The following is a 21,026-nucleotide window of genomic DNA, read 5'->3' as shown; positions in this document are numbered from 1 at the left end:
GCCCACGAAGAAACACGAACGAGCTCGCGCGGCTCTATGTGTCCCCTGAACTCCGCGCGCGCCACATCCGACGAAGCATTTTGAAGGCTCCTGCCGGACAAAGCGCGTTAAGAATCGGAAAGGAAAGTGCTCCTTCCCGGTCGGCGGCTGTTTCTCGCTGGATTGTGGCTATTTTACCCGATCATTTGTAACCAGGGCAACACGATCAGCAACAATCCGGCAAAGTAGATCAGGCCGAAGATCAGCCCGAATTTCCAGAAGTCGCCTTTGCCGATATAGCCGCTGCCGTAATACATCGGCGCCGGTCCCGTGGCATAGGGCGAGATCACGCCCATCAGGCCCAGCGAATAGACGCAGAGCAGCATCAAGGTCTGCACCGACAGGCCGGGAATGCTGGAGCCGACGGCGAGCACCACCGGCAGCACGGCGGCGGTATGCGAGGTGATGCTCGAGAAGAAATAGTGGATCCAGAAGAAGAAGGTGACGAGCAGGATCATCCCGACCAGCGGCGACGTGCCGGAGAGCGGCTTGGCATAGCCCTCGGCGACCCATTTGATGAAGCCGATCTCGTTGAGGCCCGACGACAGCGTGAGCAGCGAGGTGAAATAGAAAAATACCTCCCACGCGCTCTTCTCCGCGACGATGTCCTCGAACGCGATCACGCCTGATAGCAGCATCAGCGAGATCACGACGAACACGACCGTGGTCGCGTTGATGAAGTTCGAGCCGAGCAGCGGCACGCTGATATTGGGATTGGAGCCGCAGATCCACAGGAACATCGCGAGCACCACCAGCACCGCCATGATCCATTCGTGCCGCGACGGCGGCCCCATCTTGGCGAGCTCGCCCTCGCTCCAGGTCACGATCTCCGGGCTCTCCTTGATCTCGGGCCGGCAGACCAGATAGCTGAGCAGCGGCACCAGCAGCAGCAAGAGGATCCCGAGCGGCGCGAAGCCGATGAACCATTGCGACCAGCCGACCTCGATGTTGACGAGCTTCTTGGCGATCGAGAGCGCGGCGGCGTTCGGCGCCAGCGCGGTCAGGAACAGCGAACTCGTGACGGCCGTGGTCGCGAACGCGGTCCACATCACGAAGGTGCCGATCTTGCCCGCGGTCGGGCCGGGCTCGGAGCCGTAGATGCACGGGATGTTGCTGACGATCGGATAGATGGTGCCGCCCGAGCGCGCGGTGTTGGACGGCGTCGCCGGCGCCAGCACGAGATCGGAGAACGCCACCGCGTAGCCGAGCCCGATGGTGCGGCGGCCGAGGCCGCGCACCAAGAGCAGCGCCAGCCGGCGGCCGAGCCCGCTCTTGCGATAGCCGATCGAGAACACGAAGGCGCCGACGATCAGCCACACCGTGCTCTCGGAAAAGCCGCCGAGCATCCAGCGCAGCGACTTGTTCGGGTCGTGCTCGACATAGCCGCCGATGCCGGCGACCGTCAGGCCGATCAGACCGACCGCGCCGACCGGCATCGATTCAAGGATCAGCCCGGTGATCACGGCGGCGAACACCGCGAAATAGTGCCACTGATTGGCGTTCAGCCCCGAAGGCACCGGGACCAGATAGATCACCAGCCAGACCAGCAACGGCGCAAACGTCCGCCATGACCATTTCATGCAGCGTCCCCCTCACCTGTGTCGATTGTCGGGCGCGCGAGCCACCTTGTCCCGGCAGCGCCGCCATCTTTTTGTTGCAATCTAGCACGACCGCGCAGTCCGTCTCGGGAAACTGCGGCGGAACGGCGCGGCTTGTGGAGGAACCGGCGCGTTTCGTCAACACGTAGCGTCCCGGTGGCAGCCCCCATCGCAAGACCGCCCGCGCTTTGCTATCCTTGGCGGCATGACTTCGCGCGACTCCGCCCCGTCTGAAATCACGCCGGCCGTGCTGCTGCGCGCTTATGCCTGCGGCATCTTCCCGATGGCGGAAAGTGCCGACGATCCGACCCTGTTCTGGGTCGAGCCGGAATTGCGCGGCGTCATCCCGCTCGACGGTTTTCGCGTCGCCTCGCGGCTTGCGCGCACCGTACGGTCCGACGCCTTTCGCGTGACCGTCAACACCGCCTTCAAGGCGACGATCGCCGGCTGCGCCGCGCCGCAGCCCGGCCGCGACGACACCTGGATCAACAGGCGCATCCGCGATCTCTATGTCGGGCTGTATGCGTCGGGCCATTGCCACAGTGTCGAGGCCTGGCAGGGCGACGACCTCGTCGGCGGGCTGTACGGCGTAAGCCTCGGACGGGCCTTCTTCGGCGAGAGCATGTTCCACACCGCGCGCGATGCCTCGAAGGTCGCGCTGGTGCATCTGGTCGCGCGGCTCATCTATGGCGGCTTCGAGTTGCTCGACACCCAATATGTCACCGAGCATCTGAAGAGCTTCGGCGCGGTCGAGATTTCGCGGCGACGCTATACGGCGCTGCTCGACAAGGCGATCACGGGCGCGCCGGCGGATTTCCGCAAGCTCGACGCCACCCAGCCGGTCAAGGGTGCCGACGCGCTGGCAATCATCGCCGCGCGCAATTGATCTTGTGGTGCACGTAGCCCGGATGCAGCGAAGCGCAATCCGGGAAAGTCTCTCCGCGGAGAAGACCCCGGATTTCGCTTTCGCTCCATCCGGGCTACGCCGTGCTTGCTAATTCCCGAACAATCCGCCGAACAACCCGCCCGGGCGCTGCTGTTGCTGGGGGGGCGGAGGTGGCGGCTGCTGCTGGTATTGCGGCAGCGGCTGCGGCGGCGGACGCGGCGCGGCCTGCTTCTGCGGCGCGCGCTTCTGGGCCGGCGGCGGAGGCGGCGTCGGCGCCTTCGGCGGATCGGGCGCGGCGGTTACGATGGTCTGCTGCGGCTCTTTGCAGTCGGTCAGCCAGATGTCGTAGATCGGATGCTCGACGCCGTGCAGGCCCGGGCTTGCCGCATACATCCAGCCCGAGAAGATGCGCTTCACCTCGCCCTGCAAGGTGATCTCGTCGACCTCGACGAAGGCGTCGGTGTTGGCGGCCTCCGTCGCCGGCCGTGTATAGCAGGCGTCAGTCTTGACCCTGAGCGCGCCGAACTGGACGGTCTCGCCGATCTCCTCGTCGAAATTGATGATGCGCCCGGTGATCTTGTCGAGGCCGGAGAAGGTCGCCTTCTTGTTGGTGATCTTGGTCGACGGCGGCTCCTGCACGACCTCGTCGCCCGGCTGCAACGCGGCAGGCGTCTGCGGCGGAGTGCCCTGGGGCGTGCCCTTGGGACGCTGCCCCGGCGGCAGCGGGTTGGCGCCGGGCGGCGTATTGGCAACGGCGGGACCGCCGGGTTGCGGCGGCTGCACGGCGACACCGGGCTGGGTGCCCTGCGGAGCCACCGGCGAGCCGGGCGGCGGCGCCAGCGGCTGCGACTGCACGCTACCGGGCGGCGGCACCGCCTGGCCTGGCGGCAGCGCCCGCGGCTGTGTCGGCAGCAGGCGGCCGCGCGGCAATTCCGGTACTTCCTCGTCGTCGTCGCTGGGAGGGGCCGGCTGACCACGCGGGATCGAGCCGGGCGGACGCGGCGCGGGATCGGAGAAAATCGTTCCGATCTGCGCGCGCGCGGGCGGCGCAAGCGAGATGGTTGAGGCGGCAACCAGGGCCGCAAAGCCAGTCAGGGCAACGGTTCGAAGCATCTCGCGCGGCTTTAAAGGGCGAATCGGGCTCGCGACAGTCTACCTTGATATCGGCCGCTCGCAGGCCATCGGTTAACACGCCGAATACGGCGGGGAAAGGGCACCCGGCCACCTCTCCCCGGCGCAACTGCTCAGCCTCTGGTCACCCTCTGGTCACTCCTGGGAACACGTGTGATAGTCCTCACGCTCAAGCCACGCGGCCACGCGTGAAAATCAGGAAAATCCGGATCGAACCGGACCAGCCAGAGGAAACCCACCATGCCCGATCGCATCAGGCTCGACGGCCGGGTCGCCGTCGTCACCGGGGCTGCCGGCGTCATCGGAACCGCCTCGCTCCAACTGCTCGCCGAACGGGGTGCGCGGATTGTCGCAGTCGACCGCAAGGGCGCCGATCTCAAAACCGCCATCAAGGACCTGCCCGCCTCGGCCGAGGCCCTCGCAATCGAAGCCGACGTCACCGACGAGGAGGAGGTCAAGGACTATGTCCGCGCCGCCGTCGATCACTTCGGCACCATCGATGCCTTCTACAACAACGCCGGCGTCGAGGGCGACATCAGGCCGATCCCTGAATATTCGCTGGAGAGCTTCCGCCGGGTGCTCGACGTCAATGTCGTCGGCGTCTTCCTCGGCATGAAGCATGTGCTGCCTGTCATGCTGAAGCAGAACAAGGGCAGCATCATCAACACCGCCTCGATCGCCGGCCTCGTGGGATCGCCGATGATCGCGGTCTACAGCGCGAGCAAGCACGCGGTGATCGGGCTGACCAAGAGCGCGGCCTGGGAATGCACCGGCACCGGCGTGCGGGTCAATTGCGTCTGCCCCGGCATGATCGAGAGCCGGATGCTGAGCACGATCCTGCAGGGCCGCTCCGGCGGCAACGCGCCGCCGCCGATCGAGAAGATCGTCGACCGCATCCCGGCGCGCCGGCTCGGCCTCGCAAGCGAGGTCGCCTCCGTCGTCGCTTTTCTTGCCTCCGACGAGGCGAGCTACGTCTCCGGCTCCGCCTACACCGTCGACGGCGGCCGCACCGCCGCCTAGGGCCACTGTCATTCCGGGATGGTGCCTAAGCACCAGACCCGGAATCTCGAGATTCCGGGTTCGATGCTCTGCATCGCCCCGGAATGACATCACCAAGCATCACAAGAAGGTTTGTTGTCCATGCCCGTCGTTCTCGATCCCGATGCCGCTGCCGTCTACAAGGCGTTCCAGGAGGCCGGCCGGCCCGCCTATGAGACGCTGACCGCGCTGGAAGCGCGCGACTATTATCGAGCCGCCCGCGTCGTCTCCAATCCCGAGCCGCCCGCGCTGGAATCGAGCAAGCCGCACGCGATCCCGGCGCCGCACGGCACGATCCCTGCCCGCATCTACACGCCGAACACGCTGCGCAAGAAAGACGGGCTCGCGCCCTGCCTGGTGTTCTTCCACGGCGGCGGCTGGGTGATCGGCGATCTCGATACCCATGAGGTGGTCTGCCAGAAGCTTGCCCATGAGGGCGAGCTGATCGTGATCTCGATCGATTATCGCCTCGCGCCCGAGCATCGTTTCCCTGCCGCGGTGGACGACGCCGTCACCGCGACCCGATGGGTCGCCGCCAATGCCGGGGATCTCGGCATCGACGGCGAGCGCCTGATCGTCGGCGGCGACAGCGCCGGCGGCAACCTCGCGGCCGTGGTTGCCCTCACCGCCCGCGACGGCGGGCCGAAGCTTGCCGCCCAGCTGCTGATCTATCCCGCAACAGATTTCTCGCGGAAGCATCCCTCGCATCGCGAGCCCGAGACCAGCATCCTGCTGACGCATTCGGTGATCCGCTGGTTCCGCGACCACTACCTCAATGGCGCCGCCGACATCCACGACTGGCGCGCCTCGCCGGCGCGCGCGCAGAACCTTGCCGGCCTGCCCCCCGCCTACGTGCTGACCGCCGGCGCCGATCCCTTGCGCGACGAGGGCGACGAATATGCCGAGCGCCTCAGGCAGGCCGGCGTGCCCGTCACCTACAAGCACTTCCCCGGCCAGTTCCACGGCTTCTTCACCATGGGCAGGCTGTTCAATCAGGCCAACATCGCGGTGACCGAGATCAGCGCCTGGCTGAAGACGCTGGGCTGAGCAATCGGGCCCGCTGCGACGTGGCTGGCGTCGTCCCCGATCGGGGCTCGCGAGCGCATCGCGAGCCTGTTGCGGCGTTAGCGCGCCTTGAAGTTCCCCACGCCGCGCGATAGTGCCGCCGTCAGCGCTTCATGCCGCCCGGCACTCCAGCCAGCGAGATCGTCTTGCTCACGCCACTCCTCGTCTACGGTATCCCGCTCGATTTCATCCTGTTCGCGCTGACGCTGCTCGGCGTCGCGATCTTCCATCACCACACGCTCGCGGTGGCGCTGACGGGCCTTGCCGCGATCGTCGCCTACAAGCTGCTGTTCGCGGGCTTTGCGAAATTCGGCGCCGGCCTGCCCGGTCTCGCGCATCACATGGAGCATGAGTGGGTCACGCTCGCCAACCTGTTCCTGCTCCTGATGGGCTTTGCGCTGCTGTCGCGCCATTTCGAGGAGAGCCGCATTCCCGACGAGATGCCGGCGCTGCTGCCCGATGACTGGAAGGGCGGACTGATCCTGCTGGTCATCGTGTTCGTGTTGTCGGGCTTCCTCGACAACATCGCCGCTGCGCTGATCGGCGGCACCGTCGCGCGCCACGTGTTCCGCGGCCGCGTCCATATCGGCTATCTCGCGGCCATCGTCGCCGCATCGAATGCCGGCGGCGCCGGCAGCGTCGTCGGCGACACCACGACGACGATGATGTGGATCGACGGCATCAGCCCGCTCACGGTGGTGGAGGCATATGTCGCAGCCATCGTCGCGATGCTGGTGTTTGCGGTGCCGGCCTCGCTGCAACAGCACCGCTTCTCGCCGATCGTGAAGGATGCACCGTCCGGCCTCAGAATCGACTGGGCGCGGGTTGCGATCGTGGCCGTGATCCTGCTCGCCGCGCTGACGGCCAATGTGACGGCCAATCTGAAGTTCCCCGCGCTGCTCGATACACTGCCCGTGCTCGGGCTCGCGGTCTGGGCCGCGATCCTGGTCACCTCAGTGCTGCGCCGGCCGGACTGGTCGGTGATGCCCGAGACGCTGAAGGGCACCGTCTTCCTGCTCGCGCTGGTGACGGCGGCCTCGATGATGCCGGTGGAGAAATTGCCCGCGGCGTCGTGGCAGACCGCGCTCGGGCTCGGCTTCGTCTCGGCGGTGTTCGACAATATTCCCCTGACCGCGCTGGCGCTGAAGCAAGGCGGCTATGACTGGGGCTTTCTCGCCTACGCAGTCGGATTTGGCGGGTCGATGGTCTGGTTCGGCTCGTCGGCCGGCGTTGCGGTGTCCAACATGTATCCGGAAGCCAAATCGGTGGTCCGCTGGATCACCCAGGGCTGGCCGATCATGGCGGCCTATGTCGTCGGCTTCTTTGTGATGCTCGCACTGCTTGGCTGGCACCCCGACGCGCCACATTGACGCAACACAATGCCGCAGTGCACAATTGCACTTGCCTCAAAACTGTGGAAAATCGAGACAAATCCGTTGACATTGCTAAACTCCATTCGCCGTAACAACTTATGGAGAGTCCGCATGAGTGTTAGTGCAGAAGTCCTCGCCCGCGCTCCGTCGGAGCAGATGGAGGACGAAATCAACACCGTGACGTCGCATCGACCACGCAGCAACATCCGCCCCCTCTCACCGATGCCGGACTACGTCGAGCATCGCAATGGCGTCAACGAGGTGGGCAAGCTGTCGGCCGAGGCAGTCGTGCGCGAATATGAAGCGGCGGTGAAAGAGATCGAGGCCCTTGGATCGGAACTGCAATTGGCCGCCAAGAACTGCGAGGTCATGGTCGCAGGCGTTCATGACATGATCGCGGAGATCAAGGAGTTCGCTGCCGGTTACCGCGATCAGGGCAAGCGTTTCTTCCTGCAGATCGAAGCCGTCTCGTTGATGACCGCGGAAGTCAGGGATACCTGCGAAGCACTCAAGAAGAAGATCGCAACCGATACATTGAGCCAGTGATTTTTCGGTTGAAGCCCGTTTCGTGATCAGCGCATCCGTGGATCTCTGCGATCGTGGGCTGATCCTGTATTGGTGAATGACTGCGCTATTCCGGCGCGGCGGAACCGTTAGTTCTATTCAAGACCAAGTCGCTCAAGACGAAGTCGTTCAACATCTTGCCCCGCTTCGGCGGGGCTTTTTTGTTGCGAGACGAGTGATCTCAGCACGGGTCGCGTCCCCGACCGGGCCGCACCTCCGTCCATGACCTTAACGCGCGTCAGCGGCACGCCCGGTCATTTCCGTCGCCGGAGGCAAATCGGATATCGCGGACCAGCGATCGCTGAAATCCTTGGCCGGGAGCGCGTCCGTGCCGGCGACGGCAATGCCGTCGGTCCGGGGCGCGTGCGACCTGATGGTCGCGGCGGTCGCGGTGACAGCTAGCAGGGCGACAGCCACGAACCCGGTAATCGTTCGATGCTTTGTCATTAGAACCTCCTCGGGTCCCCAATGCCCACTTAACGTGGGTCACGGGAACCCTCGCCAGGTTCATCACTGCAAAGACGAGATGGGTCGGGTGATATCGGACAACGAGTTTGTCCCAAACGCGCCTAGCCTGCCCGCGCGGCACGCCGCAGCGATTGCGGCGGCTGGCCGAAGGCGCGGATGAAGGCGCGCCGCATTCGCTCGGGATCGCGGAAGCCGGTCGTTTCCGCAACGAGCTCGATCGCCTCGCGCGAGGACTGCACGCGCTCGCGCGCGACTTCGAGCCGCAGGCGCTCGATCGCCTTGGATGGCGTCGTGCCGGTCTCCGCGATGAAGGCGCGGGTGAAATGCCGCGAACTCATCCCGGCCTTGTCGGCGAGGTCCACGACCGTCAGCGGCGCATCGAGATGCTCGCGCGCCCAAGCGAGCAGCGGCCCGAACCGCCCGTTCGGCGTCTTCAGCTCCAGCAGCGAGGAGAACTGCGACTGGCCGCCGCTGCGGCGGTGATAGAGCACGAGCTGGCGTGCGGTCTGCTGTGCGATCTCCTCGCCGTGGTCCTCGGTGATCATCGCGAGCGCGAGATCGATGCCCGCGGAGATGCCTGCCGAGGTCCAGACATTGTCGTCCCGGGTGAAGATCTGGTCCGGCTCGAGCTTGATCTTCGGATAGGTCTTCACGAAATGCGGCGTGCGCTGCCAATGCGTGGTAGCGCGGCGGCCGTCGAGAAGTCCCGCTTCGGCGAGCACATAGGCGCCCGAGCAAACGCTCGCGACCCGAACGCCACGGCCCGCCATCCGCCGCACGAATGACAGCGTGGCGGGACAACTCGCCGGCGTGCGCACGCCGTTGCCGCCGGCAATGATCAGCGTGGTGATCGCCGTCGCTGGCTTGAAGCCGCGCGCGAGCATCTCGACACCGGACGAAGAGCGCACTGGTCCTGCCTTCACCGCAAGCGTCCTGATCACCGGCGCGTTGTTGGCGAAGCGCGCTGCGATCTCGAACGCCGAGATCGGGCCTGCCGCATCGAGCAGCTGGAAATCCGGGAAGATCAGGATGCCGATCATCGCCAAATCCTCACAGGTGACGTTACTTTCTTGGCGGCCCTCTCTCAGGCGCCTTGCGTCTCTCAGAGGCCCTGCGTCCGAAAATGAGGGAAATACGCCATTTTGGACGAGAGGCCATCATGACATCGTGGTTCCGTCAAGCGCTATTTGGAGGCTCCGATGACCGAACCCCTGCAGATTGGATTGCTCGTCTTCCCGAAGGTGACCCAGCTCGACCTGACCGGTCCGCTGCAGGTGTTCTCCTCGGTCCCCGGTGCCAAGGTGCATCTGATCTGGAAACGCATCGAGCCCGTGCCGAGCGATTCCGTGATTGCGCTGACGCCGACCACGACCTTTGCCGATTGCCCGCAACTCGACGTGATCTGCGTGCCCGGCGGCTATGGCACCGACGACCTGCTCAACGACGAGGAGGTGCTCGACTTCCTGCGCAGGCAGGCCGATGGCGCCAGATACGTCACCTCGGTCTGCACAGGATCGCTCGCGCTCGGCGCCGCAGGCCTGCTCAAGGGCTATCGCGCGACCACGCATTGGAGCTCGATTGATTTCCTGTCGGGCTTCGGGGCCATTCCGACCAGGACGCGGGTCTGCGTCGACCGCAATCGCTTCACCGGCGGCGGCGTCACCGCGGGCATCGACTTCGCGCTGACGCTGGTGTCGGAACTCGTCGACCGCAAGACCGCGGAAGCGATCCAGCTCAGGCTCGAATACAACCCGGCCCCGCCATTCAATGCCGGCTCGCCCGATAGCGCGCCGGCCGAGGTCCTCGCTTTCATGAAAGAGCGGATCGCGCCGTCGCAGGCGCGCCGCGCCGACTTGATGGGCCGTGCTGCGGCACGGCTGTCCTGACTTGATCGCCGCAAAGAAAAAGGCCGCCCGGTTTCCCGAGCGGCCCTTCCTGTCTCACGGTAGCCTCACATTTGCGGGCGATTTCAGGACGTCTGTACCGGGGGCCTATTTCCCGGCCGCATCCAACTCGGCGGCCGCTGCATCTCGGGACAGTCGCGAGCTGTTGCCCGAACCGAACGCGATGGTCTCCCATCTCCGTAAGATGGCCCTATTGAGCCGCGAACCCGCGCTCGGCGCAAGCGGACAGCATCGGCTGCAGCCGATCTGTCCCCGCTGTTACCGTTGTTCACAGGCGCGCGCTTGCGCTGCCGGGCGCGTGTGCGATGCACGCGCGTCGTTACGCACGCGCACGTCAGAACAACAATGCGTGAGAGTCAGCTTCCTGGGGTCCAGGCGTGATAGTCGCCGGTCGCCTTGGGGCGGCGGCCGCTCGCCAGCGTCGAGCCGGACGGACGGTAGGCCTGCGCGGTGCCGGTCAGGTTCGGCAGATGCGGCTTCTCCCATTCGCGCGCCTGGTAGCTCTGCTCAGTCGGGGGCACATCGACCGTATGATGCAGCCAGCCGTGCCAGCCGGCCGGAATGCGGGAGGCTTCGGCGTAACCGTTGTAGACCACCCAGCGACGCTCGAAATGCAGCGTGGGATCGATCGCACCGCCGCGGGTGCGGTAGTAACGGTTGCCCTGCTCGTCCTCGCCGACCAGCTCCCCGTACCGTTTGGTCCAGAGCTGGGTGCCAAAAGTCTGGCCATTCCACCAGGTGAAGAACTTGAGGAAGAATTGTTTCATGCGTGGCCGGTCGTCGGTTCGAGCTATGCGGCTCTGATGCCACCTCATTCCCCAAATGTCCAGCCGCCGCCAAGGTAGCCCCGCACCCCTCGGACAGCCCCCGGTTTATGCTCCCATTTGGCGACCAAATGACGCGGTCACGAGGAGTTTTGTTCAGCTGCCATACATGAGCCGCCGGCTACGCGAAGATGACCCACAATCAATGTGGAGCACGGGAACGTCCGACCACAGAGATGGTTAGACATTCACCGTTTTGATGGAGTCCAAAATGATCAATATGAAGGTTCTGGGCACCGCCGCGGCTCTGGCGCTTGCGCTGCCGTTGGCCGCGGCGCCGACCGTTTCGTTCGCCCAGTCTGCCGCACAGATGGGCGCGATGGGCGGCGGCGGTGGCCACGTTGGCGGCGGCGGCGGTGGTGGTGGTGGCTTTGGCGGCGGCGGCCGCGGAGGCGGAGGTGCCATGGGCGGCGGCGGTGGCGGCGGCTGGCACGGCGGCGGTGGCGGCGGTCACTGGGCCGGTGGTGGCGGCGGCGGTTGGCGCGGCGGTGGCGGCTGGCACGGGGGTTACCATCGTGGCGGCGGCTTCTGGCCCGGCGCGGTGGCCGGTGCGGTCGTCGGCGGCGCCCTCGCCTCGGGCGCGTATTATGGCTCCGGCTATTATGGCTACGGCCCCGGCTACTACGACGACAGCTACGGCTATTACGATGAACCGTCTGTCGCCGTAGAGGTGCCGAGCGGCGGCGGCGCCAGCTACTGCGCGCAGCGCTACAGGTCCTACGATCCGGCTTCGGGCACCTATCTCGGTTACGACGGCCGGCGGCATCCCTGCCCGTAAATGAAGGCCTGAATTCCTAATTGCAAAAGGGCGGCGCCAGCGCCGCCCTTTTTTCATGTACGCAAGTCTTATGTGCGCAAGGCGACCGCGACGGCCGCGAACGTCACCACGAGCGCTGCGATGTCGCTCGCGCCGAGCGGCTCGCGCAGCATCGCCGCTGCCGCGAGCACGCCGACGACGGGGACCAGCAGCGTGCCGATCGACGCGGTCGCCGCCGGCAATCGCTCGAGCGCCGCAAACCAGCAGACATAGCAAAGGCAGAACTGGATCAGCGTCATGTAGATCATCGACGCCCAGCCGAACTGCGACAGCGCGGCGAGCTGCGGCTGCTCGATCATGATGCCGATGATCGCGATCGGCACGCAGCCGATCGCAAGCTGCCAGGCCGCGAGCGACAGCGGCGGCATCGCCAGCTTGAACGATTTGGTCAGCACCGTGCCAAGCCCGACGCAGATCGCGCCGGCGAGCGCGAACAAAATCCCCGGCAGCTTGCCGAGGCTAGCGTCGATGCCGCCGCCGCCGATCAGCGCGGCGATCCCGGCGAGCGCCACCGCAAGCGCAAGCGCACGCGGCAGCGACACGCGCTCGCCGAGCACCGGCCAGGCCACCAGCGCGACCCACACCGGAATCGATATCCCGAGCACGGCCGCCTCGCTGGCCCGCAGCCAGATCAGCGCGAGACCCATGGACGCGACCCAGCCGCCGATCGACAGCGTCGACACCAGAGCGAGCCGCAACCACATGCCGTCAGGCACGCGCAGCGTCTGTCCCCGCAGCAACGCGACCAGGCCGAGCGCAACCGCGCCGACCACGCCGCACAGCCCGCGCGAGGACAGCGGCGGCCACTCCGTGAGCAGGAACTTCATGATCGGGAAGTTGAGTCCCCAGCCGATCGAGGCGACCACGAGGAATGCGAGGCCGAGCGGTGACAGTGGGGCGCGGCCGGCGACGGGAACTGCGGTCATGGACCTGTCGTAAAGGGGATGGACAAATACAAGTGATGTGTCACGGCTAGCTGGAAATCCGCTTGTCAGCAAACAGCATATGCATTCTATGATACAGACTTTCCGTCTAGGTTCCGCCTTAATTGACGAACAGGCCAAGCGAGTCGCCGGCACGCGAGGCCGTTAGAAAGAGGATGCATCGTGCCGAGCGTTCTCGTGGTCGATGACGACCCGATGGTGTGCGTTGCCATCGAGGTGTGTCTGCAACGCCAGGGCTTCGAGGTCACCGTCGCCGATGGCGGCGAAGCCGGCATGCGCGCGCTCGAGCAGGCGACCTTCGACGTGATGCTGGTTGACATCTTCATGCCGCATATGCGCGGCTTCGAATCCATCCGCATCTTTCACGAGCGCGCGCCGACCACTCCGCTGATCGCGATGTCGGGCTACGCCTTCGCCAATGCCGACCGCGCGCCGGACTTCCTGCGGATGACGATCGAGCTCGGCGCGTCCGCCTGCCTGCGCAAGCCGTTCACCCCGCAGGCGCTGATTGCCGCCGTTAACGAATGTCTTGCGAAGTATGCACCTTCCGCTCGTCTTTCGAAATAATTGCTCGTACTAATCGTCGATGGCTTCCCAGCGTCTCATTCTCGGCAGCGGCCTTGCGATCCTCCTCGTCATCAGCGCGGCGTCGATCGGGTTGGACGTCAAGTCGCGCAGCGAGATTGATTCGGTCGACCGCACGCTCAGCATCCTCAAGCGCATTTCGGACGCGCGTCAGCTGCCGCGCAGCGTCGAGAGCGCGGCGCGCGGTTTCGCGCTGACCGGTGATGCGTCCTTTGCCGACGAGTTTCGCGAGCAGAGCGCAGCCCTCACCTCGGCCTTCGACGACCTGATGGCCGCGGTGACATCGGCGCCCGAGGAGGCGCAGCTGATCACGGGCACCAGGGTCGAGGTCCAGCGTGCCATTGCGCTCGGCGCCGAACTCCTCAGGTTGCGCAGCGCGGGCGATACCGCCGGCGCCGCGGCGCTGATCTCCGCGGGCGAGAGCCGCGCGCTGACCGACAAGGTCGGCGCGGCGCTCGACCGCCTGGTCACCGAAGAGCGCCGCCTGCTCCGGATTCGCACCGACCAGTCCAAGACAAATGGACGGCTGCTGCTGATGATCGATCTCGCGGGCGTGGCGATGATCCTGCTGCTCGCGATCGCGCTGACGCTGACGGCCCGACGCGCCAGCCGCGAACTGCAGGGCGCGCTCAGCGCGACCAAGGCGACCAATCTGTCGCTCGAGGGCAAGGTCGCCGATCGCACCAAGGATCTCGGCGCCGCTCTCGAAGAGCTCCGCCGCTCCACCTCGGTGATGGAAACCACCTTCCGCACCATGGCGGAGGCGGTGCTGGTGATTGACAGCGCGGGCACCGTGCTGCTGTCGAACCCGGCCGCCGAGAAGATGCTGCGCTACAAGCCGGGCATGACGGTCCGGCAGCTGCGCGCCATGAGCAACGTGTTCCAGTCCGACGGCGTCACGCCGATGCAGGCCGACGACATGCCGTCGGCCAGGACGCTGCGCGGCGAGGAATTCGACGGGCTGGAATTCGTCGCCAAGCCGGTGCGCGGCGCGCCGGAGATTCACCTCGTGGTGTCGGGCCGGCCGCTGCGCGACGGCGACGACACCGTCACCGGCGCGGCACTGATCTATCACGACATCACCGCCTCGCGCGAAACCGAGCACAAGCTGCACCAGTCGCAGAAGCTGGATGCGATCGGCAAGCTGACCGGCGGCGTCGCGCACGATTTCAACAACATGCTGACCGTCATCTCCGGCAACACCGAGACGCTGGTGGAGAGCCTGCGCGCCCAGCCGCAGCTCGCGAAAACCGCCGAGCTGATCGACCGCGCCGCCGAGCGCTGCCGCGAACTGATCCAGCATCTGCTCGCCTTCGCGCGCCGCCAGCCGTTGGAGCCGCGCACCGTCGATATCAACGGCACCGTGGTCGACATCGCCAAGCTGCTGCGGCCGACGCTCGGCGAGCAGATCGAGATCAATTCGGTGCTGGCGCCCGATGTCGCCAGCGTCCATATCGATCCGTCGCAGCTTGCCAACTCGGTGCTCAACATGGCGATCAACGCCCGCGACGCCATGCCGAACGGCGGCAAGCTGCTGCTCGAGACCAGCAACATCGTGCTCGACGACGCCTATGCGGCTGTTAATCCCGACATCACGCCGGGCCGCTACGTGCTGCTCGCGGTCAGCGATACCGGCACCGGCATGTCGGTGGAGACCCAGCAGAAGGTGTTCGAGCCCTTCTTCACCACCAAGGAGGTCGGCAAGGGCTCCGGCCTCGGCTTGAGCATGGTCTACGGCTTCGTCAAGCAGTCCGGCGGCCACATCAAGATCTACAGCGAGGAAGGCCACGGCACCACGATCAAGCTCTATCTGCCGCCTGCCCGCGGCCAGGTCGAGGTGGAGGCGCCTCCGCCGGAGCCGGTGCGGCGCGGCAGCGAAGTCATCCTGGTGGTGGAAGACGACCAGCTGGTGCGCAACTATGTGGTTACGCAGCTAGGCGCGCTCGGCTACAAGACCATCGCCGTGCCCGACGCCCGCGCCGCGCTGGCGCTGGTCGACAAGGGCGAGAAGTTCGACCTCCTGTTCACCGACGTGATCATGCCCGGCGGCATGAACGGCCGCCAGCTCGCCGACGAGGTCCAGAAGCGCCGGCCCGGCATCAAGGTGGTCTACACGTCAGGCTACACCGAGAACGCGATCATCCATCACGGCCGGCTGGATACGGGGGTTCTGCTGCTGGCAAAGCCCTACCGCAAGGCGCAGCTCGCCAGCATGCTGCAGCAGGCGCTCGGCGAGTGATGTGAGCTACCGCGTCGCCAGCGCGACGCCGGCGAGCGTGAACAGCAGCGCGACGATCTGGCTTGGCCCCAGCGGCTCGTGCAGTGCGACTGCGGAGGCCACGACGCCGATCACCGGCACCGCCATGGTGCCGATCGCGGCGACTGAGGCCGGCAGCCGCGCCAATGCGGCGAACCAGCTGACATAGGCGATGCAGAACTGCACCACGGTCGAGTAGACCAGCAGCCACCAGCCGACGGTCGTGATGCGGTCGAGATGCGTGGTCTCGACCAGCAGGCCGACGATCGAGATCGGCAGGCAGCCGATCCCGATCTGCCAGGCCGCGGCCGTGATCGGCGGCAGATGGATCGGGTACTTCTTCGAGAACACCGTGCCGACAGCGAAGCCGAACGCGCCGGCGAGCGCCATGATGATTCCCGGCGCCTTCTCCGCGCTGGCGGCGATGCCGTTGCCGCCCATGATCGTGGCAAGCCCGGCAAAGGCCATCACCAGCCCCAGCGTGCGCAAGACCGTCGGCCGCTCGCCGAGCACCGGCCAGGCGATGATCGAGGCCCAGACCGGCATGGTGTAGGCGATCAGCGCCGCCTCGCTCGCCGGCAGCCGGAGCAGCGCCAGCCCCATCAGCACCATCCAGCCGGTGACGTTGAGCGCCGCATACAGCACGAGCCGCGGCCACAGCCGGCTCTCGACATGCAGGCTCTGGGCGCGGATCAGCGCCAGCACCGCCAGCAGCACGGCGCCGATCACCCCGGTGGTGCCGCGCAAGGTCAGCGGTGGCAGTTCGCCGAGCAGGAACTTGGTGGCCGGCCAGTTGAAGCCCCAGCCGATCGAGGTGATCGCGAGGAACATCAGGCCGGCCGGGGCGATGCGCGGTCGCGCGGAAGGCTTCTGGACTGTCATGGAACCCGGCGGGGATGTGAGTCGGCCTCACCTTGCCCGCGATTTTGTCGCCCGACCATCACGGCTCTGACATGCCTGATCCGTACTTTGCCCGTAGGCCTACGTGAGTCCCCAAAATTCAATCCGGGACCGCGAATAAAAACTTCGCCTGTGAACAGCGGGGCGAAGCTCCGATCCACAGGCGATACGAATTTTTTCGGTTGGGAATCCCTGAGGACTCACTGATACTTGGCTCCACAACAGGCGTGGCGAAGACCCCTGTTATCCCCCACAATCCACCATATTTAGTATTTGATTCAGGAACTCGCACTAGTTCTTGACGGGCGCAACGGACATGGCCTAGCTTTGAATCTGTTCGGCGCGAGTGTGTTTGGGTCCCCGCCGGTCGCTCCCACAAGGGTTCCAAAATGACCACTCCGCCAGGCCTTTGGGCCGCGGGCGAAGGGCTTCTCTGCCCTGATTTTGGGGCACCGTCGGGGACGACAAACGGGCCGCGAAGGACCCGGAAACAGAGGCCGTAACCGGCCCGCGAAGAAGCGTTGGCGTGACGTGTCGCGTGAAGCGTTTTGGGGCGTTGAATGCATGACCCGGCGCACCCGACCAGTCGGGCGCCGCGCCGGGACGATGCCGCCGCAGGGCCGGGTCAAACTGGCGCCGAACGGATGAGAGAAAACAGGCCGGATCCACCGGCTGAGCTGCGGATGACGGGAGGCGTGCTGACGCGTGTTCCGAAGTCCGCGAACAGACAACATTCCGGCACCTGCGGAAAAACGTGGGGCCGGGCAGAAGAAGAGACGGGGCTCGACCATGCGAATCGAACGACGCAACACCACCAGCGGACAATCTCCCTATGCCGGGATCAATTTCCGCCTGACCACGTCGGAGATTCGCAATCCCGACGGCTCGGTCGTGTTCAAGCTGGAGAACGTCGAGGTGCCGGAGTTCTGGTCGCAGGTCGCCTCCGACGTGCTGGCCCAGAAATATTTCCGCAAGGCCGGCGTTGCCGCGCGCCTGAAGACGGTCGAGGAGGAGACCGTGCCGTCGTGGCTGTGGCGTTCGGTGCCCGACACCGAGGCGCTTGGCCTCCTGCCGGAGAACGAGCGCATCGTCGGCGAGACCTCGGCCAAGCAGGTGTTCGACCGCCTCGCCGGCTGCTGGACCTATTGGGGCTGGAAGGGCAAGTATTTCTCGACCGACGAGGACGCCCAGGCCTTCTACGACGAGCTCCGCTACATGCTCGCCAGGCAGATGGTCGCGCCGAACTCGCCGCAATGGTTCAATACCGGCCTGCACTGGGCCTATGGCATCGACGGCCCCGGCCAGGGCCATTATTACGTCGACCCCTTGGAAAACCGGCAAGCTGACCAAGTCCAAGTCGGCTTACGAGCATCCGCAGCCGCATGCCTGCTTCATCCAGGGCGTCGGTGACGACCTCGTCAACGAAGGCGGCATCATGGACCTCTGGGTCCGCGAGGCCCGCCTGTTCAAATACGGCTCCGGCACCGGCTCCAACTTCTCGCGCCTGCGCGGCGAAGGCGAAAAGCTGTCCGGCGGCGGCCGCTCGAGCGGCCTGATGAGCTTCCTCAAGATCGGCGACCGCGCCGCCGGCGCGATCAAGAGCGGCGGCACCACGCGCCGCGCCGCCAAGATGGTCGTCGTCGACGTCGATCATCCCGACATCGAGACCTATATCGACTGGAAGGTGAAGGAGGAGCAGAAGGTCGCCGCCCTCGTCACGGGCTCCAAGATCAACCAGAAGCACCTGAAGGCGGTGCTGAAGGCCTGCGTGAACTGCGAAGGCTCGGGCGACGATTGCTTCGACCCCGAGAAGAACCCTGCTCTCCGCCGCGAGATCAAGCTCGCGCGCCGGAGCCTGGTGCCTGACAATTACATCAAGCGCGTCATCCAGTTCGCCAAGCAGGGCTACAAGGACATCCAGTTCGACACCTACGACACCGACTGGGACAGCGAAGCCTACCTCACGGTATCAGGCCAGAACTCCAACAACTCGGTCTCGCTGCGGGACGACTTCCTGCGCGCGGTCGAAACCGACGGCGACTGGAATCTCACCGCCCGCACCTCCAAGAAGGTGACGAAGACGCTGAAGGCGCGCGACCTCTGGGAGAAGATCGGCTACGCCGCCTGGGCCTCGGCCGACCCGGGCCTGCACTTCAACACCACGATGAACGACTGGCACACCTGCAAGGCGTCCGGCGACATCCGCGCCTCCAATCCGTGCTCGGAATACATGTTCCTGGACGACACGGCGTGCAACCTTGCCTCGGCGAACCTGCTGACGTTCTACAACACCGAGACCAAGCGGTTCGACGTCGAGGGCTACGAGCACCTGTGCCGGCTCTGGACCATCGTGCTCGAAATCTCCGTGATGATGGCGCAGTTCCCGTCCAAGGCGATCGCCGAGCTCTCCTACGAGTTCCGCACGCTCGGCCTCGGCTACGCCAATATCGGCGGCCTCCTGATGACCATGGGCCTGCCCTATGACTCCAAGGAAGGCCGCGCAATCGCCGGCGCGCTGACCGCGATCATGACCGGCATCACCTACAAGACCTCGGCGGAGATGGCCGCCGAGCTCGGCACCTTCCCCGGCTACAAGAAGAACGCTCAGCACATGCTGCGCGTGATCCGCAACCACCGCCGCGCCGCGCACGGCAACGCCACCGGTTACGAAGCGCTCTCGGTCAACCCGGTGCCGCTCGATCACGCCTCCTGCCCGCAGCAAGACATCGTCACCCATGCCAGGCTGGCCTGGGACGACGCGCTGGCGCTCGGCGAGGTCAACGGCTATCGCAACGCCCAGACCACGGTGATCGCGCCGACCGGCACGATCGGCCTCGTCATGGATTGCGACACCACCGGCATCGAGCCCGACTTCGCGCTGGTGAAGTTCAAGAAGCTCGCTGGCGGCGGCTACTTCAAGATCATCAACCGCGCGGTTCCCGCGGCGCTGCGCGCGCTCGGCTATCGCGAGAGCGAGATTGCGGAGATCGAAGCCTATGCCGTCGGCCACGGCTCGCTCTCCAACGCGCCGGGCATCAACGCCTCGACCCTCAAGGCCAAGGGCTTCACCGATGAAGCCATCGCCAAGGTCGAGAAGGCGCTGCCGACCGCCTTCGACATCAAGTTCGCCTTCAACAAGTGGACCTTCGGCGAAGATTTTATTCGCGACCAGTTGGGCATCGGCGCTGAAGCCATTGCCGCGCCAGGCTTCGACCTGCTCCAGGCCGTCGGCTTCACCAAGCGCGAGATCGAGGCGGCCAACGTCCACATCTGCGGCGCGATGACGGTGGAAGGTGCCCCGCACCTCAAGGCCGAGCACTATCCGGTGTTCGACTGCGCCAATCCCTGCGGCAAGATCGGCAAGCGGTACCTCTCGGTCGAGAGCCACATCCGCATGATGGCGGCGGCCCAGCCCTTCATCTCGGGCGCGATCTCCAAGACCATCAACATGCCGAACGACGCCACGGTGGAGGACTGCAAGTCCGCCTACATGCTGTCGTGGAAGCTCGCCTTGAAGGCCAACGCGCTCTATCGCGACGGCTCCAAGCTCTCCCAGCCGCTCAACTCGCAGCTCATCAGCGACGACGAGGACGAGGACGATGCGGTCGAGCAGCTCTACGAGAAGCCGATGGCCGCGCGCGCGACCCAGGTCTCGGAGAAGATCGTCGAGAAGCTGGTCGAGCGCATCATCGTGATGCGCGAGCGCGAGAAGATGCCGGATCGCCGCAAGGGCTACACCCAGAAGGCGGTCGTCGGCGGCCACAAGGTCTACTTGCGCACCGGCGAATATGACGACGGCCGTCTCGGCGAGATCTTCATCGACATGCACAAGGAAGGCGCGGCGCTGCGCTCCTTCATCAACAACTTCGCCATCGCGGTGTCGCTCGGCCTGCAATACGGCGTGCCGCTCGACGAATATGTCGACGCCTTCACCTTCACCCGCTTCGAGCCGGCGGGCCCCGTGCAGGGCAACGACAGCATCAAGTACGCGACCTCGATCCTCGACTACGTCTTCCGCGAGCTCGCGGTGAGCTACATGTCGCGGTTCGATCTCGCCCATGTCGATCCGACCGAGTCGAACTTCGACGCGCTCGGCAAGGGCGTCGAGGAAGGCAAGGAGCCGGACGAGCCGCCCGCCCAGCACCAGGCCACAAAGTACCTGTCGAAGGGCCTGACCCGGTCGCGCACCGACAACCTCGTCGTCATGCGCGGCGGCTCGGCCGCGGTGAGCCAGGGCGCCGACAACGCGCCCGCCGGCAACCGCGTCACCGCGCTCGCCTCCCACGGCGCAACCGCGCGCGGCGCCTCCGACACCGTCGAAGGCGCCGTCGCCCTGAAGCAGGAAGTCCAGCACGACCTCTCGCCGACGGAGAAGCTCGAGGCATTGAACTGGAGCAAGCCCGGCACCGCCGCAGCCGCCGCTCCGTCCAAGGCCGAGCGCCGCGCCGAAGCCAAGGCCAAGGGCTACGAGGGCGAGATGTGCTCGGAGTGCGGCAACTTCACGCTGGTGCGGAATGGCACGTGCATGAAGTGCGATACGTGTGGGTCGACGACGGGGTGTTCGTGAAATCGCAGAACTAAGACAGCAGGCCGCCCACGCAAGAGGGCGGCCTTTTTCTCGTCAATTCCTACA

General features: G+C 65.7%; 16 protein-coding genes and 1 pseudogene. 10 read left to right on the top strand and 7 right to left on the bottom strand.

The annotated features are described in order from the left end of the window. Positions 1 to 173 precede the first annotated feature (173 nt). Positions 174 to 1,619 carry a DASS family sodium-coupled anion symporter gene (locus RX327_RS18845; protein ID WP_050386568.1) on the bottom strand — a complete coding sequence of 482 codons (1,446 nt, stop codon included), beginning with the start codon at positions 1,617 to 1,619 and terminating at the stop codon, positions 174 to 176. Positions 1,620 to 1,842: 223 nt separating this feature from the next. Between RX327_RS18845 and aat the strand changes: the two genes are divergently transcribed. Continuing rightward, complete coding sequence (aat, locus tag RX327_RS18840) at positions 1,843 to 2,523, top strand: leucyl/phenylalanyl-tRNA--protein transferase (protein WP_317251105.1); 681 nt, start codon at positions 1,843 to 1,845, stop codon at positions 2,521 to 2,523. 108 nt (positions 2,524 to 2,631) lie between these two features. Here aat and RX327_RS18835 read toward each other — a convergent pair whose 3' ends face one another. Next, positions 2,632 to 3,636 carry a DUF2155 domain-containing protein gene (locus tag RX327_RS18835; protein ID WP_317251104.1) on the bottom strand — a complete coding sequence of 335 codons (1,005 nt, stop codon included), beginning with the start codon at positions 3,634 to 3,636 and terminating at the stop codon, positions 2,632 to 2,634. Positions 3,637 to 3,894: 258 nt separating this feature from the next. Here RX327_RS18835 and RX327_RS18830 point away from each other — a divergent pair, with 258 nt between their 5' ends. The 4 genes from RX327_RS18830 to RX327_RS18815 all read left to right on the top strand — a co-directional run bounded on the left by RX327_RS18830 (position 3,895) and on the right by RX327_RS18815 (position 7,676). Next, positions 3,895 to 4,674 (top strand): SDR family NAD(P)-dependent oxidoreductase, encoded by a 780-nt coding sequence (locus RX327_RS18830; protein WP_050386570.1) that lies wholly within the window; start codon positions 3,895 to 3,897, stop codon positions 4,672 to 4,674. A 120-nt stretch (positions 4,675 to 4,794) separates the two neighbouring features. Continuing rightward, the gene (locus RX327_RS18825) at positions 4,795 to 5,739 is read left to right on the top strand and encodes an alpha/beta hydrolase (RefSeq protein ID WP_317251103.1); all 945 of its coding nucleotides are present in this window, start codon (positions 4,795 to 4,797) and stop codon (positions 5,737 to 5,739) included. Positions 5,740 to 5,903: 164 nt separating this feature from the next. Next, the gene (locus RX327_RS18820) at positions 5,904 to 7,127 is read left to right on the top strand and encodes an SLC13 family permease (protein ID WP_028332265.1); all 1,224 of its coding nucleotides are present in this window, start codon (positions 5,904 to 5,906) and stop codon (positions 7,125 to 7,127) included. Positions 7,128 to 7,241: 114 nt separating this feature from the next. Then, complete coding sequence (locus RX327_RS18815) at positions 7,242 to 7,676, top strand: hypothetical protein (protein ID WP_063616696.1); 435 nt, start codon at positions 7,242 to 7,244, stop codon at positions 7,674 to 7,676. Between the two features lie 246 nt (positions 7,677 to 7,922). On the opposite strand, the gene RX327_RS18810 is transcribed toward RX327_RS18815, so the two are convergent. Further along, positions 7,923 to 8,141, bottom strand: a complete 219-nt coding sequence (locus tag RX327_RS18810; RefSeq protein WP_050386572.1) for a hypothetical protein — start codon at positions 8,139 to 8,141, stop codon at positions 7,923 to 7,925. A gap of 122 nt (positions 8,142 to 8,263) precedes the next feature. Beyond that, positions 8,264 to 9,202 carry a GlxA family transcriptional regulator gene (locus RX327_RS18805; RefSeq protein WP_317251102.1) on the bottom strand — a complete coding sequence of 313 codons (939 nt, stop codon included), beginning with the start codon at positions 9,200 to 9,202 and terminating at the stop codon, positions 8,264 to 8,266. A 159-nt stretch (positions 9,203 to 9,361) separates the two neighbouring features. On the opposite strand from RX327_RS18805, the gene RX327_RS18800 reads away from it, so the two are divergent. Continuing rightward, the gene (locus RX327_RS18800; RefSeq protein ID WP_317251101.1) at positions 9,362 to 10,048 is read left to right on the top strand and encodes a DJ-1/PfpI family protein; all 687 of its coding nucleotides are present in this window, start codon (positions 9,362 to 9,364) and stop codon (positions 10,046 to 10,048) included. A gap of 374 nt (positions 10,049 to 10,422) precedes the next feature. Here RX327_RS18800 and RX327_RS18795 read toward each other — a convergent pair whose 3' ends face one another. Beyond that, positions 10,423 to 10,833 carry an NADH:ubiquinone oxidoreductase subunit NDUFA12 gene (locus RX327_RS18795; RefSeq protein ID WP_317251100.1) on the bottom strand — a complete coding sequence of 137 codons (411 nt, stop codon included), beginning with the start codon at positions 10,831 to 10,833 and terminating at the stop codon, positions 10,423 to 10,425. 268 nt (positions 10,834 to 11,101) lie between these two features. Between RX327_RS18795 and RX327_RS18790 the strand changes: the two genes are divergently transcribed. Next, the gene (locus tag RX327_RS18790) at positions 11,102 to 11,668 is read left to right on the top strand and encodes a BA14K family protein (RefSeq protein WP_050386575.1); all 567 of its coding nucleotides are present in this window, start codon (positions 11,102 to 11,104) and stop codon (positions 11,666 to 11,668) included. 68 nt (positions 11,669 to 11,736) lie between these two features. Here RX327_RS18790 and RX327_RS18785 read toward each other — a convergent pair whose 3' ends face one another. Beyond that, a complete protein-coding gene (locus RX327_RS18785) occupies positions 11,737 to 12,633 on the bottom strand; it encodes a DMT family transporter (RefSeq protein WP_050386576.1) in 897 nt (298 codons plus the stop codon). A 180-nt stretch (positions 12,634 to 12,813) separates the two neighbouring features. Between RX327_RS18785 and RX327_RS18780 the strand changes: the two genes are divergently transcribed. Both RX327_RS18780 and RX327_RS18775 read left to right on the top strand, forming a co-directional pair. Then, positions 12,814 to 13,218, top strand: a complete 405-nt coding sequence (locus RX327_RS18780; protein ID WP_317251099.1) for a response regulator — start codon at positions 12,814 to 12,816, stop codon at positions 13,216 to 13,218. Positions 13,219 to 13,237: 19 nt separating this feature from the next. Continuing rightward, positions 13,238 to 15,475: a CHASE3 domain-containing protein gene (locus RX327_RS18775; protein WP_317251098.1), complete on the top strand. Its 2,238-nt coding sequence runs from the start codon at positions 13,238 to 13,240 to the stop codon at positions 15,473 to 15,475. Between the two features lie 6 nt (positions 15,476 to 15,481). On the opposite strand, the gene RX327_RS18770 is transcribed toward RX327_RS18775, so the two are convergent. Then, complete coding sequence (locus RX327_RS18770) at positions 15,482 to 16,375, bottom strand: DMT family transporter (protein WP_317251097.1); 894 nt, start codon at positions 16,373 to 16,375, stop codon at positions 15,482 to 15,484. An 807-nt stretch (positions 16,376 to 17,182) separates the two neighbouring features. On the opposite strand from RX327_RS18770, the pseudogene RX327_RS18765 reads away from it, so the two are divergent. Further along, positions 17,183 to 20,960: pseudogene (locus RX327_RS18765) on the top strand (vitamin B12-dependent ribonucleotide reductase). The last annotated feature ends 66 nt before the right edge of the window (positions 20,961 to 21,026 follow it).

Origin of the sequence: Bradyrhizobium sp. BEA-2-5, assembly GCF_032918025.1 — a bacterium.
GTDB lineage: Bacteria > Pseudomonadota > Alphaproteobacteria > Rhizobiales > Xanthobacteraceae > Bradyrhizobium > Bradyrhizobium pachyrhizi.
The sequence above is the reverse complement of the archived record's forward strand: the minus strand, read 5'-3'. Positions and strand labels throughout refer to the sequence as shown.